Source organism: Nocardia sp. NPDC055029, assembly GCF_053608525.1.
In genome coordinates, this window is the sequence record NZ_JBSGVQ010000005.1 from 238,565 (window position 1) to 256,964 (window position 18,400).

The window sequence follows — 18,400 nt, forward strand, 5'->3', positions numbered from 1 at the left end:
GTCAGTTCCCCCTGGGCGCTGCGCTGGAGTAGGTGACGTGCACTGCCCCGTCGGCCAGGACCGGCGTGAGTAGCACCAGTTGCGCGGCGTTCGGCGGTCGCCCGACGAGCGCCTCGATGGCCTCGATGCCGTGCAGGGAAGCCGGAGCGGAGGCCGGGGCCGCGGCGGGTCCGGGGCCGGTCAGGCCGGGAATCGCGGGCAGGCCGGGGATTGCGGGGAGAGCGGGGATCGCCGGGAGGCCGGGGACAACGGGCGGTGGGCCGGCGGCTTCCAGCCGCCGCGGCAGCAGCTGGGTCGGAATGTGTTGTTCCGGAGCGGTATACGGCACCGAGGAGCCGCCGCATCGTGGTCCGGCGAGGTTGCCGTATCGGGGGCAGTCTGCGGCGGTGTACTGGGTGAAGGGCGTGAAGCTCACATCGACGGCCCAGCGCATCTGTTTGTCGGGTCCCCAGTTGAAGACCGTCGCCAGTGTGCTCAGCGCGGTGTTGAGGTTGGCGACCGCGGTGCCGATGGCGCCGGAGTCGGCGGCCAGCGCACCGAAGGTTTCGTGCAGCCCGCCGACCAGTTCCGGGCCCGCGTCCGGATTACGCTCGAACAGGGTGTTGGTGACCCCCACCGCGCCCCGAGCGGCGGTCAGCAGGGAGATCAGGTTCGCCCGTTTCTCGGTGAGTGTGCGCGCCGCGGTCACCGACGAGACGAGGGTGTCGATCAGCTGCGGCGCGGACTCGTTGACCGCCGATGCCGCGGCGCCGAGGTCGCCGAGCAGGTCACCGATCCCCGGCGTCGCCCGGACCTGTGTGGTCCAGGTGTCGAGTCGTTCGATGGTGGAGCCGGGCATGCGGTAGCTGGGGTCGAGCGCGTCGGCCAGCGTGCCGAGGACGGTGGCCAGCCGGATCGGGTCGATGGCGTCGAGAACGGTCCGCAAGGTGGTCAAGGTCGTCTGCAACTGGGCGCCCACCTCGCTGGTGTCCTGCGCGATGGTCGCTCCGTCGCGCAACCGGTCCGGCGAAGGGCCGTTGTCGATGAGTTCGACCGCCGTGACGCCGAAGATGTTGTTCGGCACCACCCTGGCGGTGACCGTGGCGGGAATGCGTTGGGCCATCGGCGGTTCGATGCGCAACAGCATGTTCTGGCGCTCGCCTCTGGCAGCGATGTCGGTGCGGGCGACCTGGCCGACCAGTACGCCGCGGAAGGTGACGTCGGCGCGCTCGGGTACACCGTCGCCGGTGCTGGTCATGCCGGCGGTCACCTCGACGGTGTCGAGGAACTTGCCGTTGTAGCGCAGTCCGAGCAGGTAGACGGTGGTGGCGATGAGCACGGCGATGAGCACACCGAGCATGCCGAGCCGCAGGGCAGTCGGGCCGCGGCCGCTGGGGTCGATGATCATTTCGAGGCCTATCCCGTGATCCTGATACCCGGGTCGATCCCCCAGATCGACAGGGAGAACAGGAGATTGACGAATACGACCGTGACGATGGTCATGCGGATCGCGCGGCCGGACGCGACACCGACACCTTCGGGTCCGCCTGCCGCGGTGTAGCCGTAGTAGCACTGGATGAAGGTCGCCACGGCCGCGAAGACGATGATCTTGAGGATCGAGTAGGCCACGTCCACCGGGTCGAGGAACTGGTGGAAGTAGTGGTCGTAAGTGCCCAGTGTCGTCCCGCCCAGGAAGGCCACGGTGAATCTCGTCGCGATGTAGGCGGTGGCCAGCCCCGCGGTGTAGAGCGGCACGATGGCGACGACGGCCGCCAGCATGCGCGTCGTGATCAGGTAGGGCAACGGCCTGATGGCGATCGACTCCAGGGCGTCGATCTCTTCGGAGATCCGCATCGAGCCCAGTTGCGCGGTGAATCGGCAGCCGGCTTGGGCGCCGAACGCCAGGGTCGCCAGCAGCGGTGCCAGTTCGCGCGTGGTGGCGAATCCGGAGATCGCGCCGGTGAGTGGGCTCATGGTGAGCAGGTTCAGCGCGGTGTGCGATTCCATGCCGACGGTGATCCCGCCGAAACCGCAGAGGATGACCACGACGCCGATCACCCCGCCGCCGACGATCAAGGAGCCGTTGCCGAAGCTCACATCGGTGATCAGCCGCAGTAGTTCTTTCCGATAGTGCTTGAGCACGAAGGGAATCGCCGCGACCGACTGCAGGAAGACCAGTCCTTGATGACCGAGGCGCACCGGAACGGTCGCCGGCGCGGTGGCGGCGACGCGCAGCCGGCGTACCGGGCGCAACAGGGGCGGTACGTATTCGGAGGCCATCTCAGAGCACCTTCGACGGGAACACGGCGTTGTAGAGCTGCGTGAGGATGATGTTGGCCGCGAACAGGACGATCGCGGAGTTGACGACCGCGGAGTTCACCGCGTTGGCCACGCCCGCCGGTCCGCCCCGGGTGTGCAGCCCGGCGTCACAGGCGATGATCGCCGCCAGCGCGCCGAAGACCGTGGCCTTGACCATGGCGACGACCAGATCGGCGGCCACCGCGAACGAGGCGAAGGTGCCGATATAGGAGCCCGGCGTCCCGTCCTGGATGTAGACGTTGAACACATAGCCGGTCGCGAAACCGACGAACACGACCAGCCCGCACAGCAGGGTGCTGACCACGACGGCCGCGGCGAGGCGAGGGGCGACCAGGCGACGGACCGGGTCGACGCCCATCACGACCATGGCGTCGATCTCTTCCCGGATGGTGCGCGAACCGAGATCCGCGCAGATCGCCGACCCCACCGCGCCGGCGATCATCAGCGAGGTCACCAACGGGGCGCCCTGGCGGATGATTCCCAATCCGTTGACCGCACCGATGAAGGTGGTCGCCCCGACCTGGCTGACGAGTGATCCGACCTGGATCGACACCACGACCGCGATGGGAATCGCGACCAGCAGTGTCGGTGTCGCCGACACACTGGCCATGAACGCGCACTGCTTGACGAATTCCGTGGTGGGGAACCGCCGGGTGACCAGGGCGCGGGCCAGTTCGGCGAGCGCCCGGCCGGTCATCAGGACCTGGCGCCCGGCCGTCTCGACGGCGCGTTGCGGGTGTTCGCGCCAGTAGGTCAGCCCGAAGGTGATGACCTGATCACGGGCATCACCGCCCCCTGGCGGAGCTGTTGTCCCGGTATTGAATTCGCCAGACATCCTGGCCGACGACTGCTGCACGATTGTTCACTCTCGGCGGTTGTTGATGGGTCGGACCGATTTGCTGCTGTCGCGGCTCCGAGGCACAAGCTCGGTGCGACGCCCTGATTCCCCCACAGACAATTTCTACGTTTCCGTAGTTACTAATTACTACGCTAAAGTAGATATTCGGACATTAACGGCGCCGATCACGCGGCACCAGAGCTCGAGAGGATCATTTCTTGATGAGCATCGAAGAGGGCACCGACGGCGTCTGGCGGATCGCCCCGCCGCGACCTGCCCGGCCGCGGCGTCGCAACGGCCCGCGACTACCGCCGGAGGAACGCCGCGAGCAGCTGCTGGACGCGGCCCGCGTGGTCTCCGGTCGTGACGGATTGGCCGAGCTCACGATGCAAGCGGTGGCCAAACAAGCTGGCGTCGCCAAACCTGTGCTGTACGCGATCTACCCCACCGCGCCCCAGTTGCTCGACGCGCTGTTGCGGCGCGAACATACCCGGGGAATCGCCCAGGTCCTCGAGGCATTGCCAGCGGATTTCGACAATTCCGACCCGGACGTGGAGTACGAAGAAGCCGTCATCGCCTTCCTCACCGCGGTACAGGACGATCCGGTTCGCTGGCGGTTGATCCTCATGCCCGCCGACGGAGCCCCTGCCTCCTATCGTGGCCTGCTCGCCGGCGCCAGGGAGAAGGTCATCAGACGCTGCGCCCAACTGCTCGAGACGGGCATCGCGCGGCGCGGGGGCCCCAAGGACGTGGACGTCGAACTGGCCAGTCGTGTCATGCTCGGCTTCATCGAATCGCTCGGCCGACTGGTGTTGTCGAATCCGGAACTCGCTTCTCCCCAAGCACTTCGCCCCACGGTGCGGGCACTGACTCGAACATTACCCAAGGACGACAAGGGAACTCGGATCATCCCGTCCGGCGGATCGGCCTTCTCCGCCTGGCAGGCCGAGAACGCGGAGGCACTTCCAGACTGACCGGCCTCAGCGTAACCGGATATCGGAGATCACCAACGGCGGCCACGCGATGATCTCACCGATCGCCGAGAACAGCTTGTCGAACCCCTGCAGATCGTCGAGGTGCTCATGGTGGGCCCCCAGCCAGAACAGCCCGATCAGGAAGTACGGCACCCCGAAGGCGATGCCCAGGAAGATGAGCTGGCGCAGGCTGATTCGATAGCCCAGCAGTTCTTTGATCATCAGAGCACCTCTCACGCAATCTCGCCGAGCACGGCCTGGGACTCGATCAAGCCCTGGTCGTCCGGCGCTTCCCCGCGGCCGAAGACCCGGGCCCGCTGCTTGTCCCGCAGCGCTTGATGGGCTTGCGCGGGAATGTCGTAGCCGTAGAGCTCTTGCGCTTGCCGAGGGGTCATCGTGGTCGTGCTCGCGGGCGGAATCTTCAGCAGCACTGGACCGGCCACCGCCACCGTCATCGGCGAGATCAGGCGCAGCAGCTGAATTTGCAGGCGCGCGTTGAGACTCACCAGCGTGAAGGCAACGCTCATCGGCGTCGTGACTAGCGCGTCGAGCAGCCAACCCGCCGGCAATCCGGCCATCTCCCGCATCCACCGCGGCATGGTGGCCAGGGTGCCCCGGCGCAGGAACGCGTACACGACCTTGAACATCGGCCGGAGCAGGAGCGGGATCTCCGGCATCATCACCTCCGCCTGCAGCAGGTGGCGCATCGCCTTGCGGGCGATGTCGGACCCGATCAGCTGCGGGCGCATCTGCTCGAAGTACTCGCTGATCCCGGCCCTGGTGCGCGGCACGTCCGCCGGGTCGCAGGTCTGCAGTTCCGCCGCACGCGCGCACTCAGCCCAGTACTGCAGTTCGTCGGCCTCGCTGAGCCGGCCGGGACCGTACTTCTCGTAGGCGACGAGGATGGAATGCCATGCTGTCAGGTGAATCCATAGCTGCGACTGCGGATTGTTCGCGTCGTAGGACCGCTTGGTGACGGGGTCGACGCCGATGCCCTTGGAGTGGATTTTCACCAAAATGTCGGCCGCGTGGGCGGTCGACCGGCTGTCGGCGAACAGCACCATGGCGAAATATCGCAGTGTGCGGTCGTATCGGGTACGAGGCCGGTCGTAGATCGCATGGGTGGCGTCCACCGAGGCCACCAGCGCCGGGTCCAGCTCCTCGATCACCACCGCACGCTGGAAGCCGACCGTCAAGCTGGTCGGGTAACTCCAGACTTGCCACGCGACCGACTCCGGGCCGAAGAAACCGTAGTCCTCCGCGGGCGTCAGTGGGGGTAGCGACAGCCACTCACGCAAGGAAGCAATTGTTGCCATTGCGGGTTCCAATCCATTTTCTACGACTACGTAGAAGTATTACTACGTGTGAGTAGAAATGCTAGAGCGTCGGAGAGCCCTGAGTCAACGGTTCAAGCAGAAATCATCACCCATTGACCCAGACAGTCATAACACGGGCGCACCACTCAAACAGGCAGCTCCAGGCTCACTCTGTACACAAGACTCCCCAACTCCATGGCCATGGCCCATCCACAGATCCGATCGAAGCCAATCTGCTGCGTACTGGCTGAGACAGGGGACTTGGTCGGCTGTGATGCCATCAGGCAGGCGCCACCTGCGCGGTGATCCGGCTGGTTCGCTCGACGAGCGTCGCGATCGCCGACGGGCGAGACCCCATCACCACGTCTCTCCTTCCCAATGCCCGGCAATCTGCGGGTTTCGACCTCGATCGGACGTTGGCCGATAGACACCAGGTCGGTGATCACACCACGCCCGCCCGGGCGTCGGGCTCGTTTCGGATGTCGCATCGGCCGACCGGTGCGCAACCTGCGGGTCGCGGCGTCGGTGTCCACGCCGCCGCACTCCCGATCCGCCTGGTCGAACAACTCGGCGACCGCGTGCTGGTCCGCCACGTCCACCTGCGCGGGCCCGCCCGTTATTTGATCGGGGTGAAGCCGGCGCCGACGCCACCCTGGGCCGCGAGATCCGCCAGCACGCCGCCGATTCCGGTGAACTGGACGGGGGCCCAGACGCGCATCAGGTTGATCGAGGAGGCGATGCCGACCAGCGCCGAGCCCACGTAGGCCGGGCCACCGGAATCGCCCGGGAAGACCAGCTGCCAGGACCGCACCGCGTTGCGATCGCGTTCCAGCACATTGCCGCAGGTGTGCTCGGTGACCTGGCCGTACTTGCACAGCAGCTGTCTGGGATCGAGGTAAGGGGCGATGCGGTCGACGCGATGGCCCTCCGGGGTGAGGTTGGTGGGCGTGACGACCTTGGGGTCGAGCTTGATCACCGCGTAGTCGAGCTGGGCGTCCTCCCGGAAGGGCTCCGAAGGCCACGTGCTGGACCACGCCGCGAAATTCCCGACCTGTCGGCCGTCGACGCTCACGCGCTGGTGCGGGACGCGCATGCAGTGCCCGGCGGTCAGCGCGACAAGGTTGCCGTGGTTGTCGGTGCCGACGGAGGCGATGGTGCAGGTTCCGATCGAGGTTCCCGGGCCCACGACGACGTGGTCGTCGGCTTGTGCCTGACCTGCGGGCAGGATGGCAAGGCCGAGGGCGCAGAATGCAGCGGAGATGGTTTTCTCGAGATTCACGGGTGTTCCCTTTCTCGACAATGCTCAGCTGTGATGTCGGCCCGCCATCCGGGCCCGGTCACGGGGAAACCGGTGCGCATATTTTGCGGGCTCACCGGTTGGTTCGGGTCGGTCGGCATGGCCGGCATCGCCATGGGCAGCGACCAGCGCGAACGTCAGCGGCTGCCACGAACGGGTCGAACTCATCCGCACATCCCAACACGGCTAACTGCGTAGACGATCAACGACATGCTCGAAGAAGACTACCCGGACTCGATACCCGGTGGCTATGAATGGACCATCGGGGTGATCGCCGCTGACAGGCGCTTCTTGACCGGGGCGAGTTGGTCTCGATCCGAGCGGCAAACGGCTCGTCGACAAGCGTTGCCCAACGACGCCGCCCGCGCGATGCCCCACACCCTGCGCCAGGTCGACACGGGCGACGAAACCCTCACCGAACTCGGTGTCTACGACCGGAAGAGGGCCGAGGGAGTGACGGCGGATGCGGCGGCCCTAGGATCGAACACCTGCCATTGCAAGTCAACGAGATTTCATCGGGTCATCGGTCGAGTGACCCGGCACCATAGAGCTCGATCTCCCACATCTTTTCGATCACGCGCTCCACGGCCCGAGTGAGATGACGGCGGTAGGTGGAAAAGGGCAGTCCGAGTAGCTCGGCGGCGCGTTCCTGGGTGGGCGCCGGTCGTAGGTAGGTGCGGTCTAGTACACGGTAGAGCTTCTCGCCGCGGGCGTCGTCTCGCAGTGACTCGATAATCGTGGTGAGCAGCTCCCGTAGCGTGACGCCCGTGGCCGACCCCGGCCGACCCCGCACAACCTTGGAGCGCAGCAACGGGCTTCGTTCGAGTCGACCTCCGCGTCCGAGCTCACGCAACGCCGATCGAACCGCGTCGGCGAACTCGGGCTGGGACAGAACGAGTTCGGGTACCGGTGGCGCGGGTCGCTCGATATCCATGCCGACGACCCGGTCATTGGTCAGGTCGAGCCATTCGGCGATACCCACACGTCGCCAGTCGTGTGCGTATACCGCGTAGCGCTGTCCGCCGACCTCGTATCCGGCTTCTTGCGCGCGATGGAAGTCGATGTGGTGCATAAACGGTTCCCATGCGTCGAAGTCCGCGAAGGCGCCGATGAATTCCCAGGTCAGATCTGGTTGCGACAGCCAGTTTTGGGTCGAGCGGGCCGTGACCACATTGATCGTCGGCGACGGGAGCTGGTTCAGTTCTGCGTCGACGAGGAATCGGCCCGCGTGCACCGGCTCGCCCGGTCGTGGTCGGCCATACCGGGTCGCGTAGTCCCACATCGCGCGCGTGCCGGGGTCGGTGGCCAGGTCGGCCTCGGTCGCCTCGTGCAGTGCCAGCCGGCAGAAGTAGCCGATCGGTTCTGTGCCGGGGCCCTGGACGACGACGAATTGTTCGGGCTGGCGGGCGAGCCAGAATTCGACCAGCTCGGCCTGTTCGGGCCCCTGGTGTCGTTTCGTCATCGCCAAGATCGATTCTCGATACGCTGGGCGGTATCGGTCGGGGAAGGACCGGCCGAAACTCGACCAATCCCAATACGCGGAGATCGTCGGGTTGTGCCGATGCAGGAACACCAGGTCCGCGACCGGCCACCGACCGTGTTCGGCTGCGGTGTCGAGCAATTCGATGAGGTGCCCGCGAACGCGGCGATGCACCTCGAGATAGGACTCCGGATCGCGCCAGCGTAGATCCGCGTCGAGGACGTCGCGGGCGATATCGTGCGGAGCGAGCCCGAGTGGTCCGCGTTCGATGATCGCGAGCTCGCACAACCATCCGAACACTTCCGAGCAGTCGGGTTCGCCGAGCGCGGCCCGCAGCAGCGCCTCGGTGGTGAACCGTACGTGGGCGCACACCTCGAGCGCCGCCCGATGACGTTTGCTCGGCACGGATTCGACGAACCGCGCGAGCAGAGCCCGCACCGCGTCCGGCGCGTCGACCAATGTGGCAGGCAACTCGCCCGCGGTCTGGGCCAGCAGATCGACAAGGAGCGACAGGGCCAGCGGATGGCCATGGGTGAGCGCCAACATCCGTTCGTGCTTGTCTTCGGGTACCTCCGCGACCCGAAGGTAGGTTCGGGCGTCATCGGGTGCCAGATTCCGCAGCGAGACCACGCGCAGCAGTTCCCGCCAGCCGGGGTCGCTCAACCACTCCCGGGCGGGTGGATGCCGACCGGCGATCACGACCAGTACGTTGGTCGCCAAGCCGGGCAGAAACGTCTCACGTAGCCAATCCTCCAACGGCGCAAAGCGTTCGAAGGTGTCGATGACCAGCACCGACGTCGCCTGGGCCGATCGGTCCTCGGGCTCGGACATCGCCGCGTGGAACGCTGCGGGCGACGGCTCTATGTTGCGTCCGTCGACCCGCATCGTGCCACGTCCGGCGTGCTCAGCCACCTCCAGCAATTCAGCGAGCAGTGCCGTCTTGCCGACTCCACCCGGCCCGTAGATGAACATCACCGAGAAGGGCGGCTCGTCCGAATCGAGCGCCGACAGGAACAGCTCGACTTCACCCGCGCGTCCGACGAACCGGCGCCGACGGGCCAGCCGGAGCCGGTCGGCGAGGGTTCTCCACTGCTCTGAGGGGCTATTCACCGGCCATGTGTATCAGCTCCGCATCCGCTGTGTTCGCCTTTGCCGACACCGGTACTCAACGGACCGGAAACTCTCTCCGCCGACCCTTCCTCGATACGCTCCGATCGAGCCATCCCGCGCAGAACCCGTACGATGATCTCGGGCCGCAGCAGCCGCGCCGGATGGTCGAGCAACGCCGAGACCAACAGGAACTGCGTGGCCACCACCGGATCGTGTCTGCCCACTTCGAGTACGTGGCGGACGTACCGATTGACCAGTCGGATCTGGAGTGGTCGCGCACCTTCGACCAGTGGCTGCGTCAGATCTGCACCGACAGCCAAACGCCACGCGACACCGACCGGCGCGGCGGCAGCGCGGAAGAAGCGGCGTTCCACATCGTCACCGCTCACACGCAAACAATCGCGCAGCGCCGTGGCCTGCAGCGCGGCAACCGACATGCCTTGGGCGTAGATGGGATTGAATCCACACATCGCATCCCCGAACACGATCAACCCCTGCGGGAATCTACTCAACCGGTCGTAGCGGCGCCGGCGGTTGGCGTCGTAGCGGTATGTCGCCACCTCTGACAGCGGCTCCGCGTGACGCAGCGCGCCGACCACGTGCGGCGGGGCGAACGTCGCGATGCCGTCGACCATCTCATCGAAACTCGTACTCGGGTGATGGCCCCGGTATCCCGTCGCGGTGAACAGCCAGGTGTCGTCCTCGGTCGCGAACAACGCCATCCCTATCGGTCGGTCCGGCGCCGGACCGATCAACACCAACTTCTCCGGCTCGGTGCCGGGTTGCAGCCGCACGAACAGGCTGGAGTAGCCCATATGGACCGAAACCGATTCCTCGGCAGGCATTTCGTAGCCGAGTCCGCTCAGCCACGTCGGGGTCCGCGTACCGCGTCCCATCGCGTCCACGACAAGATCAGCAGACAGGACTTCCTCCGCGCTCCCCGCTGCCCGAGCCATGACCCGGACACCGATCACCCGCCTGCGTGTTTCATCCGAAACCAGACCGACCACGTCGTTGCCGTCGGCGATCTTCACCCTCGGCAACGCCCGAACTCGGTCCCGCACATACCCTTCCAAACGGCTCCTGGTCGGCAAATAGGTCAGGACGCGCGGCTGCACGGCGGACGAGAGACGGTTGCCCGCTATCGAGAAATAGAACTCCGTGTAGTCCTCGACGACCTTGGTACCACCCGACACCAGGTCGGCGAGCAAACCTGGAAACAGCACCTCCAGTGCCTCGGATCCACTCGGCAGCAACGCGTGCACATGCTTGCCCTGCGGTACTCCCCTGCGTGGCTCGTATCCGGCGCCGAGCCGATCTCGTTCCACCACTGTCACCCGGTCGTAGAAATCGGCCAGCACTCGTGCCGCGAGCAACCCTGCCATGCTCGCGCCCAGCACTACCGCATGTTCACCTCTGCGAACCATCGCCCACCTCCTGAAGTTTCGACGATGGTGCGAGCCTGCGGCATTCGATTGCTCGGTTACCAGTCCATTTCACTGCTCATCTATCACTGAGCAAGCGCACACCACTTCCGCGGTGGCGAGTCCGCAGCGCAGGAACAGCGTTGCGATTTCGGCACATTGCCGAGCACCTGCTCGACATGGCTACCGCATCCGCTGTAGCTGGGCTTGCCGCATGTGCGACAGGTGATTCGTTGACACATGTGTCGTTCCTTTCGGTTGGCGTCGGCGGATCTCGGACCGGATCTACCGACGTTGTTCTGCGGTGGCGTCGCGCCAGGTTCGATACCCACCGTCGAGATTGACCGCGTCGCGCCCGAGCTGGGTCAACAGCCGCGTCGCACTGTTTCCACGCTGGCCGACCTGGCAAAAGACCAGGACCGGACCGTCAGCGATCTCTTTCGCACGATCGCGCAGTTCGTCGAGCGGGATGTTGAGCGAGCCTGGGATCGAACCCGCGGCGAACTCTTCCGCCGACCGCACATCGACCGCCTGCGAACCTGTGGCTATCGCGTCGTCGACTTCGTACCACTGCGCCGTGCGGAGTCCTCCGATGCGCAGATTGTCGGCCATGTAGCCGAGCATGTTCACCGGGTCCTTGGCCGAACCGAACGCGGGCGCGTACGCCAGCTCCAAGTCCATCAGCCGCGATGCCGTGATACCGCCCGCCATCGCGGTAGCCAGCACATCGATGCGCTTGTCGACACCATCACCGCCGACCGCCTGGGCTCCCAGAATTCGGTCGGTTTCGGGCTCCACCAGCAGTTTCACCGACATGGCCCGGGCATCCGGATAGTACCCGGCGTGCGAGAGCGGGTGCGTATGCAGAACCCGGAAGGGGCGGCTGGCAGCCGACAGCCGCTTCTCGCTCCAGCCGGTCATCGCCGCGGTGAGATCGAAGACGCCCAGGATGGCAGTGCCCTGGGCTGGTGGATCCACGACGGGCAACCCCGCGATGACGTCGGCCACGAGCCTGCCCTGCCGATTGGCCGCATTGGCCAGCGGCATCAGTGTGGACCGGCCCGACACCGCGTCCTTCTTCTCCACCACATCGCCGACCGCGTAGATCCCTGGCGCCGATGTCCGCAAGCGGTCATCGACCACGATGCCACCACCGGAACCGATGTCGATCCCGGCCTCCCGAGCGAGACCGCTTTCCGGGCGGACCCCGATCGCCATCACGACCAGCTCCGCCGGTACCTCTCGCCCGTCGGACAGCGTCACGGTATCGGCTTCGATGCTCGCCACCTCCGCTCCCAGCTCCAGACGGATCCCGTGCTTCCGCATCTCGGCAGCGACCGGCGCGGCCATCTCGACATCCAGCGGCGCCAGCACCTGCGTGCCGCGTTCTACCACCGTGGTCGCGATTCCCCGCCGCACCAGGTTTTCGGCCAGCTCGACGCCGATGAAGCCGGCACCGACGACGACCGCCGACCGCACGTCGGCCACCGCTTCGGCCATGCGGTCGACATCCTCGACATCCCGTAACACCAGCGCGCGTCCCACCCCGGGTATGGGCGGCACAACCGCTGACGCACCGGTACTCAACACCAGCTCATCGAAGGATTCGACATACTCGCGCGCCGTATCCACCTCATGGACGATCACCGTCCGTGCGACCGGATCCACCGCGACGACTTCATGCCGCACTCGCACGTCCAGGCGAAACCGCGCGGAGAGCGCCTTCGGGGTCTGCAGCAGCAGCGATTCCCGCTTCGGGATCACGCCGCCGACGTAGTAGGGCAGACCGCAGTTCGCGAACGAGACGTGATCGCCACGTTCGAGAACGACGATCTCGGCCGATTCATCCAGTCGGCGCAAACGGGTGGCTGCCGACATCCCTCCGGCAACCCCACCAACGATCACAACTCTCATCTCGTGCCTCCCAGCGGTCTCGGCACGGCGTGTGCCGCATGCCACTCTTCCGATTTTTATACCCCCGGGGGTATCTTTGGATTCGACAGCCAATATACCCCCCGGGGTATGAAAGGAAAAATGATGAGCGCATCTCTGACGGTTTCCCCAGGTCGAAGCACGGAACCGCCGGGTATATCCGGCGGTATTCTGGGCCGGCTCGGCGCGACGATGGCGGGCCGGTCCAAGCTCGTTGTCGGCGTGTGGCTCGTACTGCTGGTCGCCCTCGGCTCCGCCGCACCGAGCGTGTTCGACTCGCTCGCAGGGGCTGGCTGGCAGGCCAACGGTTCGGAATCGGTGCGCGTGCGCGAGCTGGCGCAGCAGCACTTCGGAGGCAATTCCTCGGCGGCGGTGCAGGTCGTCGTCCATTCCGACGTCCACACCGTCGACAGTCCACAAGTTCAGCAGGCTCTCGACGAGATCGGCACCGTGTTCGAAGGGGATTCCCGCTTCGGCGAGGTGATCGCTCCACAGCCCGGGATGTCCATCAGCCCGGACGGACACACCGGCATTCTCATCGCCGGCGCCAACGCCTCCACCGACGACATGGTCAAAGCCGTCGACGAACACAAGGAAGCGCTCACCGCGGTATCGGGGGACGGGATCGACGTCTACCCGACCGGCGCCTCAGCGCTGTGGAGCGACTTCAACAAGGCCAACCATGACGCCATGATCAAGGCCGAGTTGTTCTCGTGGCCGGTCACATTGGCGATCATGGTGCTGGCCTTCGGGTCGATGGTCGCCGCCGGGCTGCCGCTCCTGCTGACCCTGGCAGGGCTGATCGCGTCCGCGGGCGGATTGGTCCTGCTGAACCAGGTCACCCCGATCTCGGTGTGGGCCATGAACTTCGCGATGATGTTCGCCCTCGCGCTGGGCATCGACTACGCGCTGTTCATCGTTGCCCGTTTCCGTGACGCGCTCACCACCGCACCGAATTCCAGAGCGGCCGTCGCCGAGACCATGGACACGGCCGGGAAGGCCGTTGTGCTGTCCGGACTCACCGTCTTGGTCAGCCTGTCGGCCGTGCTGATCGTGCCGGCACCAGCCGTGCGCACCATGGCTGTCGGCATCATGTTCGCGGTCACATTCGTTCTGCTCGCCACCATGACGCTGCTGCCGGCGGCACTGGGTGCCCTGGGCAGCAAGGTCAACGCGGGCGCACTGCCGTACGCCAAGCGCCAGCAGCACCGCTCACCGCGATTCGAGGCGTGGGGCAAGCTGCTGCACGACAAGCCCTGGCCGTTCGCCATCGGCGCACTGCTGGTGTTGATCGCGCTGTCGGTGCCTGTCATCGGCCTCGAGGTGGCGATGCCCTCGATCCAGGTCGTGCCCGATGACGCGCCGGTCCGGCAAGGCTACGAACTCGTGCAGGCCCAGATGGGCAAGGGCGCGCCGGGCATGATCCAGATCATCGCCCCGGCAGGTGAGGCCACACAGGTCGCCGAAGCCGCCAAGACCGTCGACGGCATCCGCATGGTCACCCCCGCCCAGCCCGCGATCGACGGTAGCGGCCTGGTCATGATGCAGGCACTGCCCGAGGTCGACCCTTCGGACGAGCGAATGGGCGACATCCTGGACGACCTGCGTGACACCATGCCGGCCGGCGCGCTGGCAGGCGGCGCTCCCGCCGAGAACCTGGATCTGCAGGACGCCCTGGACAAATACCTGCCGATCATCGTCGGAATCATCCTGGTGCTGGGCTTCGCACTGTTGCTGATCGCACTCCAGGCACCGGTGATCGCCGTGCTGGGTACCGTGGTCAGTCTGCTGTCGACCGCCGCGGCGTTCGGGGTCGCGCGCCTGATCTTCCAGGACGGCCACGGTGCGGGCCTGCTCGGATTCACCCCGCAAGGGTTCCTCGACGGTTGGGGGCCGGTGTTCTTCTTCGCGATGATCTTCGCCATCGCGATGGACTACACGGTGTTCCTGCTGGCGACCGCCAAGGAGCACTACGAACATTCCGGTGACCCCAAGATCGCGCAGGTCGACGGGATGGCCCATTCCGGCCGGGTGATCTTCGCCGCCGCGGCGGTCATGGTCGCGGTGTTCTTCACCTTCGCACTCGCCGAGCCGCTGCCACCCAAGGAGATGGGAATCATCCTCGGCGTGGCGGTGCTGCTCGACGCCTTCGCGGTCCGGCTGGTGCTCCTGCCCGTGCTGCTGCGCTTGACCGGCCACGCCGCGTGGTGGTCCCCCGCTTGGCTGCGCAAGGTTCTCCCCTCCATCAGCTTCGCCCACCACTGAGATCACATCCATGGGCTCGCCGCCGGCGGGCCCATGGATACCCCCAGGGGTATACTGGGTGAACCACACAGAAAGGCACCACCATGGTCGGCAACGAAGAGACTATCGCCCAGGTCCTCAACCGCCTTCGCCGTGCGAACGGACAGCTCGCCGGCGTCATCTCGATGATCGAACAGGGCCGCGACTGCAAGGATGTCGTCACCCAGCTCGCCGCCGTTTCGCGCGCCCTCGATCGCGCCGGGTTCAAGATCGTCGCGACCGGCTTGCGGGAATGCCTGACCGGAGACACCGCCGACGGCTCCGAACCGATGACCGAAGCCGAGCTGGAAAAGCTCTTCCTCGCCCTCGCCTGATCACACAATGCGCAGGCGAGCACCATGATTGGATGAATTGCCCATGGCGAATCTCCCCCGACACCAGGGCTGGTCGATCGAGCGCCTCGTGCCGCTACTCGCAGGCGCCTTCGTTCTGATCAGCGTCCTTCTCGCGGTCACGTTTTCGCAGTGGTGGCTGATCTTCACCGGTTTCGTCGGCGCGAATCTGCTGTTCTACAGCGCCGTCGGCTGGTGCCCCGCGACACTGCTGCTGCGGCGCGCCGGAGTTCCGGCCACCTCCGCCAGCTGCCCGACACTGCGCGCGCAGGCCGACCCGGAGATCGCGCGCCGGGAGTTCGCCACCGGCATGCAGGCCGCGATCCAGCGCTCCGAGCGATTGGCGATTGGCGATTCGTAGTACAGGTCGTGCGCGGCACTCGGTCGGCATCGGCGCGATACTTGGCGAAGTTGTAGTCTTGAACGCCGTGCCCGCCGGGTGAGGGATGACGGGGGCGGCGTGGCGGAGCAGGATCTCGACTAGACCGTGTTTTAGAAGTGGTGAGGGCGGGCGGATGCCCGCCCTCACCTGTGTCGTAGCCATTGGTTGATGGCAGCGATGTGCAGGACAGCTTGGTAGCGGACGGCGAGCTTGTCGAACCGTGTTGCGACGGCCCCGGTTTTCCTTCAGCGCACCGATTCCGCACTCGACCGCATGACGCTGTTTGTATCGCTCGGCGTCGAACGCCGGTGGTCTTCCACCGGCAGAACCTTTCTTGCGCCGATTGGCGGCCTGGTCCGCCTTGACCGGGATCGTCGCGGTGATCGCTCGTCGGCGCAGGTAGGAGCGGTTCGCGCGCGAGCTGTGGTCGCTGAACTACATACCGGAGACCTCGCCCACCCGGCTACCGGCACACCAACGCCGACAACACCTTTCAATCACCTCTGGTGTTCACCGCGCAGCAGCGCACACCAGCCACTCACTTCCGAAACACGGCCTAGACCTGTCGGCCGCCGGGACGCCGGGTGGAGCATCGGCTCCGCCCGGCGTTCGCGTTCTCAGGGGCGAGTGTGCCTGCCCGCGCTAGGCTCGAGTCGTCATGGGCACGATCATTCGATGCGACCGGCGCAGGGATGAGGCCATCATGTGTCGACTTTTCGGAATGACCGCCGCACCGCAGCGGGTCAAGGCGAGCTTCTGGCTTCTCGACGCGGCCGACAGCCTGGATCACCAGAGCGAGACGAATCCGGACGGCACCGGGCTCGGCACCTTCGACACCGCGGGGCGAGCGCTGGTCGAGAAGCAGCCACTGGCCGCGTACGAGGACCGGCAGTTCGCCGTGGAAGCCAAGCACCGCGAGTCGGTGACCTTCCTCGCGCACGTCCGGCACGCGTCCACCGGCGCACGCACCGCGAACAACACCCACCCGTTCACCGAGCAGGGGCGAATCTTCGCGCACAACGGCGTCATCGAGGACCTCGCGCGGCTCGACGAGGAACTCGGCCGGTACCGCGAGCTGGTCGGCGGCGACACCGATTCGGAACGGTTCTTCGCGCTGATCACCAAACACGTCGACGCCCACCGCGGGGACGTCACCGCCGGAATCACCGACGCCGCGCACTGGATCGCCGACCAGTTGCCGATCTTCGCGATCAACATGCTGCTGACCACCGCCACCGAATTGTGGGCGCTGCGCTACCCCGCCACGCACGACCTCTACGTGCTGGAACGCGAACCCGGCGAGCACCTGGCGCACCGAGGCACCGCAGGAACCATGCACGTCCGGTCGGCCGATCCGGCCCGCACACCAACCGTGGTCGTGGCCAGCGAGCCGATGGACGACGATCCCGGCTGGCAGCTCATGCCCTCCGGCGAACTCCTCCACATCGACAAGGACCTGCGCGTCCACCGCACCATGATCCTCGACAAGCCCCCGGCGCATCCGCTCTCGCTGTCCGACCTCAGCGCCGAGGCCGCCGCATCCCAACTGCATCGCTGACCCACTCGCGTTCGGCGGCAACAGCGAGCGACTACACCGTCGCCATGAGGTCGGCGGGGTCGGTGTTGGCGCCACAGAGGACGAAGGCGACGCGTTCGCCGGGGTGCGGGCGATAGCTGCCCGCGCGGACTGCCGCGAGGCCGGTGGCCGCGCCGTGTTCGACGGCGATGCGGTGGCGGTCCCAGAGCAGGCGGCGGGTGGCGATGATGGTGGGATCGTCGACGATGACGGCATGCACGTCGGCGGCGCGGGCCCACGCCAACGCCGCGGCCCAGACCCGGAGCGCGCCGAGGGAATCAGCTGCGACGGAATCGATCTCGACGTCGAGCACGGTACCCGCGGCGAGCGCGGCGTGCAGAGCCCTGCTGCCTTCGGGCTCGGCCCCGACCACGCGGACGCCGCGGCTGTCGGCGGCGGCGGTGATGCCGGAGAACATGCCGCCCGCGCCCACCGCGACCACCACGGTGTCCAGATCGGGGACGGCGGCGGCAAGCTCGAGCAGGATCGTGCCCGCACCCGCGGAGGTGAGCAGGTCGTCGTGGGTATAGGCGTCGAGGGCGCCGGACCGCGCCATGAAGGTCCGTGCCGCCCGCTGCGCGTCGGCCTGGGTGGCGCCGCCCACCCGGACCTCCGCGCCGTAGCCGCGCAGCCTGGCGGCCTTCGCTTCGGGCGCAGTCACCGCCAGGAACGCGGTGATCGGAACGCCGAATCGCTGTGCGGCCCAGGCGAATCCGAGGTCAGCGTTGAGACCGGTGGCGGTGACGAGTCCTGCAGCGGGCATGACACCCGAATGCACGAGCGCGGCAACCAGATTGACCGCGCCGCGGGCTTTGAACGATCCGGTGTGCTGGAGGAATTCGAGAGCCAGATAGGCCTGCACCCCGGGCACCAGGTCTGGGTCGGCGGCGATGACGGTGAGCGGCCGGACGATCCCGATGACGCGAGCCGCGGCGGCCTCGACGTCGTCATAGGTCGGATTGAGCATGTTTCACCTTAAGACCGGACCAACCGCCGAGGGGGCGCGCCCCCCCCCCCCCCCAGCCGGGGCGGGGGGTGGGGGGCGGGGCCGGGGGCGCCAGCACCACCCCCCCGGCTGGGCGGACGGACCCCCCACCCCGCCCCCCGCCCCCCGCGCCCCCCCCCCCCCCCGGCCCC

15 protein-coding genes are annotated in these 18,400 nt (G+C 66.7%); 5 read left to right on the forward strand and 10 right to left on the reverse strand.

The features are described from left to right. Position 1 precedes the first annotated feature (1 nt). The 3 genes from ACWF9G_RS07375 to ACWF9G_RS07385 are packed head-to-tail and all read right to left on the reverse strand — an operon-like array spanning position 2 to position 3,154. Positions 2-1,387, reverse strand: coding sequence for an MlaD family protein (locus ACWF9G_RS07375; protein ID WP_452514366.1), 1,386 nt, complete (start codon positions 1,385-1,387; stop codon positions 2-4). A gap of 8 nt (positions 1,388-1,395) precedes the next feature. Further along, entirely contained in the window at positions 1,396-2,259 is an 864-nt protein-coding gene (locus ACWF9G_RS07380; RefSeq protein WP_452514368.1) for an ABC transporter permease, read from the reverse strand. Between the two features lies 1 nt (position 2,260). Further along, entirely contained in the window at positions 2,261-3,154 is an 894-nt protein-coding gene (locus ACWF9G_RS07385) for an MlaE family ABC transporter permease (protein ID WP_452514370.1), read from the reverse strand. A 203-nt stretch (positions 3,155-3,357) separates the two neighbouring features. Between ACWF9G_RS07385 and ACWF9G_RS07390 the strand changes: the two genes are divergently transcribed. Continuing rightward, positions 3,358-4,110: a TetR/AcrR family transcriptional regulator gene (locus tag ACWF9G_RS07390; protein WP_379309977.1), complete on the forward strand. Its 753-nt coding sequence runs from the start codon at positions 3,358-3,360 to the stop codon at positions 4,108-4,110. Between the two features lie 6 nt (positions 4,111-4,116). On the opposite strand, the gene ACWF9G_RS07395 is transcribed toward ACWF9G_RS07390, so the two are convergent. The 6 genes from ACWF9G_RS07395 to ACWF9G_RS07420 all read right to left on the reverse strand — a co-directional run bounded on the left by ACWF9G_RS07395 (position 4,117) and on the right by ACWF9G_RS07420 (position 12,651). After that, positions 4,117-4,332, reverse strand: coding sequence for a hypothetical protein (locus tag ACWF9G_RS07395; RefSeq protein ID WP_379309978.1), 216 nt, complete (start codon positions 4,330-4,332; stop codon positions 4,117-4,119). A gap of 11 nt (positions 4,333-4,343) precedes the next feature. Continuing rightward, positions 4,344-5,426: an oxygenase MpaB family protein gene (locus tag ACWF9G_RS07400; protein WP_452514372.1), complete on the reverse strand. Its 1,083-nt coding sequence runs from the start codon at positions 5,424-5,426 to the stop codon at positions 4,344-4,346. 616 nt (positions 5,427-6,042) lie between these two features. Then, entirely contained in the window at positions 6,043-6,705 is a 663-nt protein-coding gene (locus ACWF9G_RS07405; RefSeq protein WP_379309980.1) for a chymotrypsin family serine protease, read from the reverse strand. A 538-nt stretch (positions 6,706-7,243) separates the two neighbouring features. Continuing rightward, positions 7,244-9,313 carry an AAA family ATPase gene (locus ACWF9G_RS07410; protein ID WP_452514374.1) on the reverse strand — a complete coding sequence of 690 codons (2,070 nt, stop codon included), beginning with the start codon at positions 9,311-9,313 and terminating at the stop codon, positions 7,244-7,246. After that, complete coding sequence (locus ACWF9G_RS07415; RefSeq protein ID WP_452514376.1) at positions 9,310-10,740, reverse strand: FAD-dependent oxidoreductase; 1,431 nt, start codon at positions 10,738-10,740, stop codon at positions 9,310-9,312. Before ACWF9G_RS07415 ends, ACWF9G_RS07410 begins: the two co-directional genes overlap by 4 nt. Positions 10,741-11,022: 282 nt before the next feature. Then, a complete protein-coding gene (locus ACWF9G_RS07420; protein ID WP_452514406.1) occupies positions 11,023-12,651 on the reverse strand; it encodes an FAD-dependent oxidoreductase in 1,629 nt (542 codons plus the stop codon). Positions 12,652-12,774: 123 nt separating this feature from the next. Between ACWF9G_RS07420 and ACWF9G_RS07425 the strand changes: the two genes are divergently transcribed. The 4 genes from ACWF9G_RS07425 (at position 12,775) to ACWF9G_RS07440 (ending at position 17,245) form a co-directional block, all read left to right on the forward strand. Next, a complete protein-coding gene (locus ACWF9G_RS07425; protein WP_452514378.1) occupies positions 12,775-14,934 on the forward strand; it encodes an MMPL family transporter in 2,160 nt (719 codons plus the stop codon). An 83-nt stretch (positions 14,935-15,017) separates the two neighbouring features. Next, positions 15,018-15,287 (forward strand): metal-sensitive transcriptional regulator, encoded by a 270-nt coding sequence (locus ACWF9G_RS07430; RefSeq protein WP_189027774.1) that lies wholly within the window; start codon positions 15,018-15,020, stop codon positions 15,285-15,287. Positions 15,288-15,330: 43 nt separating this feature from the next. Next, the gene (locus ACWF9G_RS07435) at positions 15,331-15,666 is read left to right on the forward strand and encodes a YgaP family membrane protein (RefSeq protein WP_452514381.1); all 336 of its coding nucleotides are present in this window, start codon (positions 15,331-15,333) and stop codon (positions 15,664-15,666) included. A gap of 724 nt (positions 15,667-16,390) precedes the next feature. Further along, entirely contained in the window at positions 16,391-17,245 is an 855-nt protein-coding gene (locus ACWF9G_RS07440) for a class II glutamine amidotransferase (RefSeq protein WP_452514383.1), read from the forward strand. Between the two features lie 31 nt (positions 17,246-17,276). Here ACWF9G_RS07440 and ACWF9G_RS07445 read toward each other — a convergent pair whose 3' ends face one another. After that, positions 17,277-18,230, reverse strand: a complete 954-nt coding sequence (locus ACWF9G_RS07445) for a pyridoxal-phosphate dependent enzyme (RefSeq protein ID WP_379311493.1) — start codon at positions 18,228-18,230, stop codon at positions 17,277-17,279. Positions 18,231-18,400 lie beyond the last annotated feature (170 nt).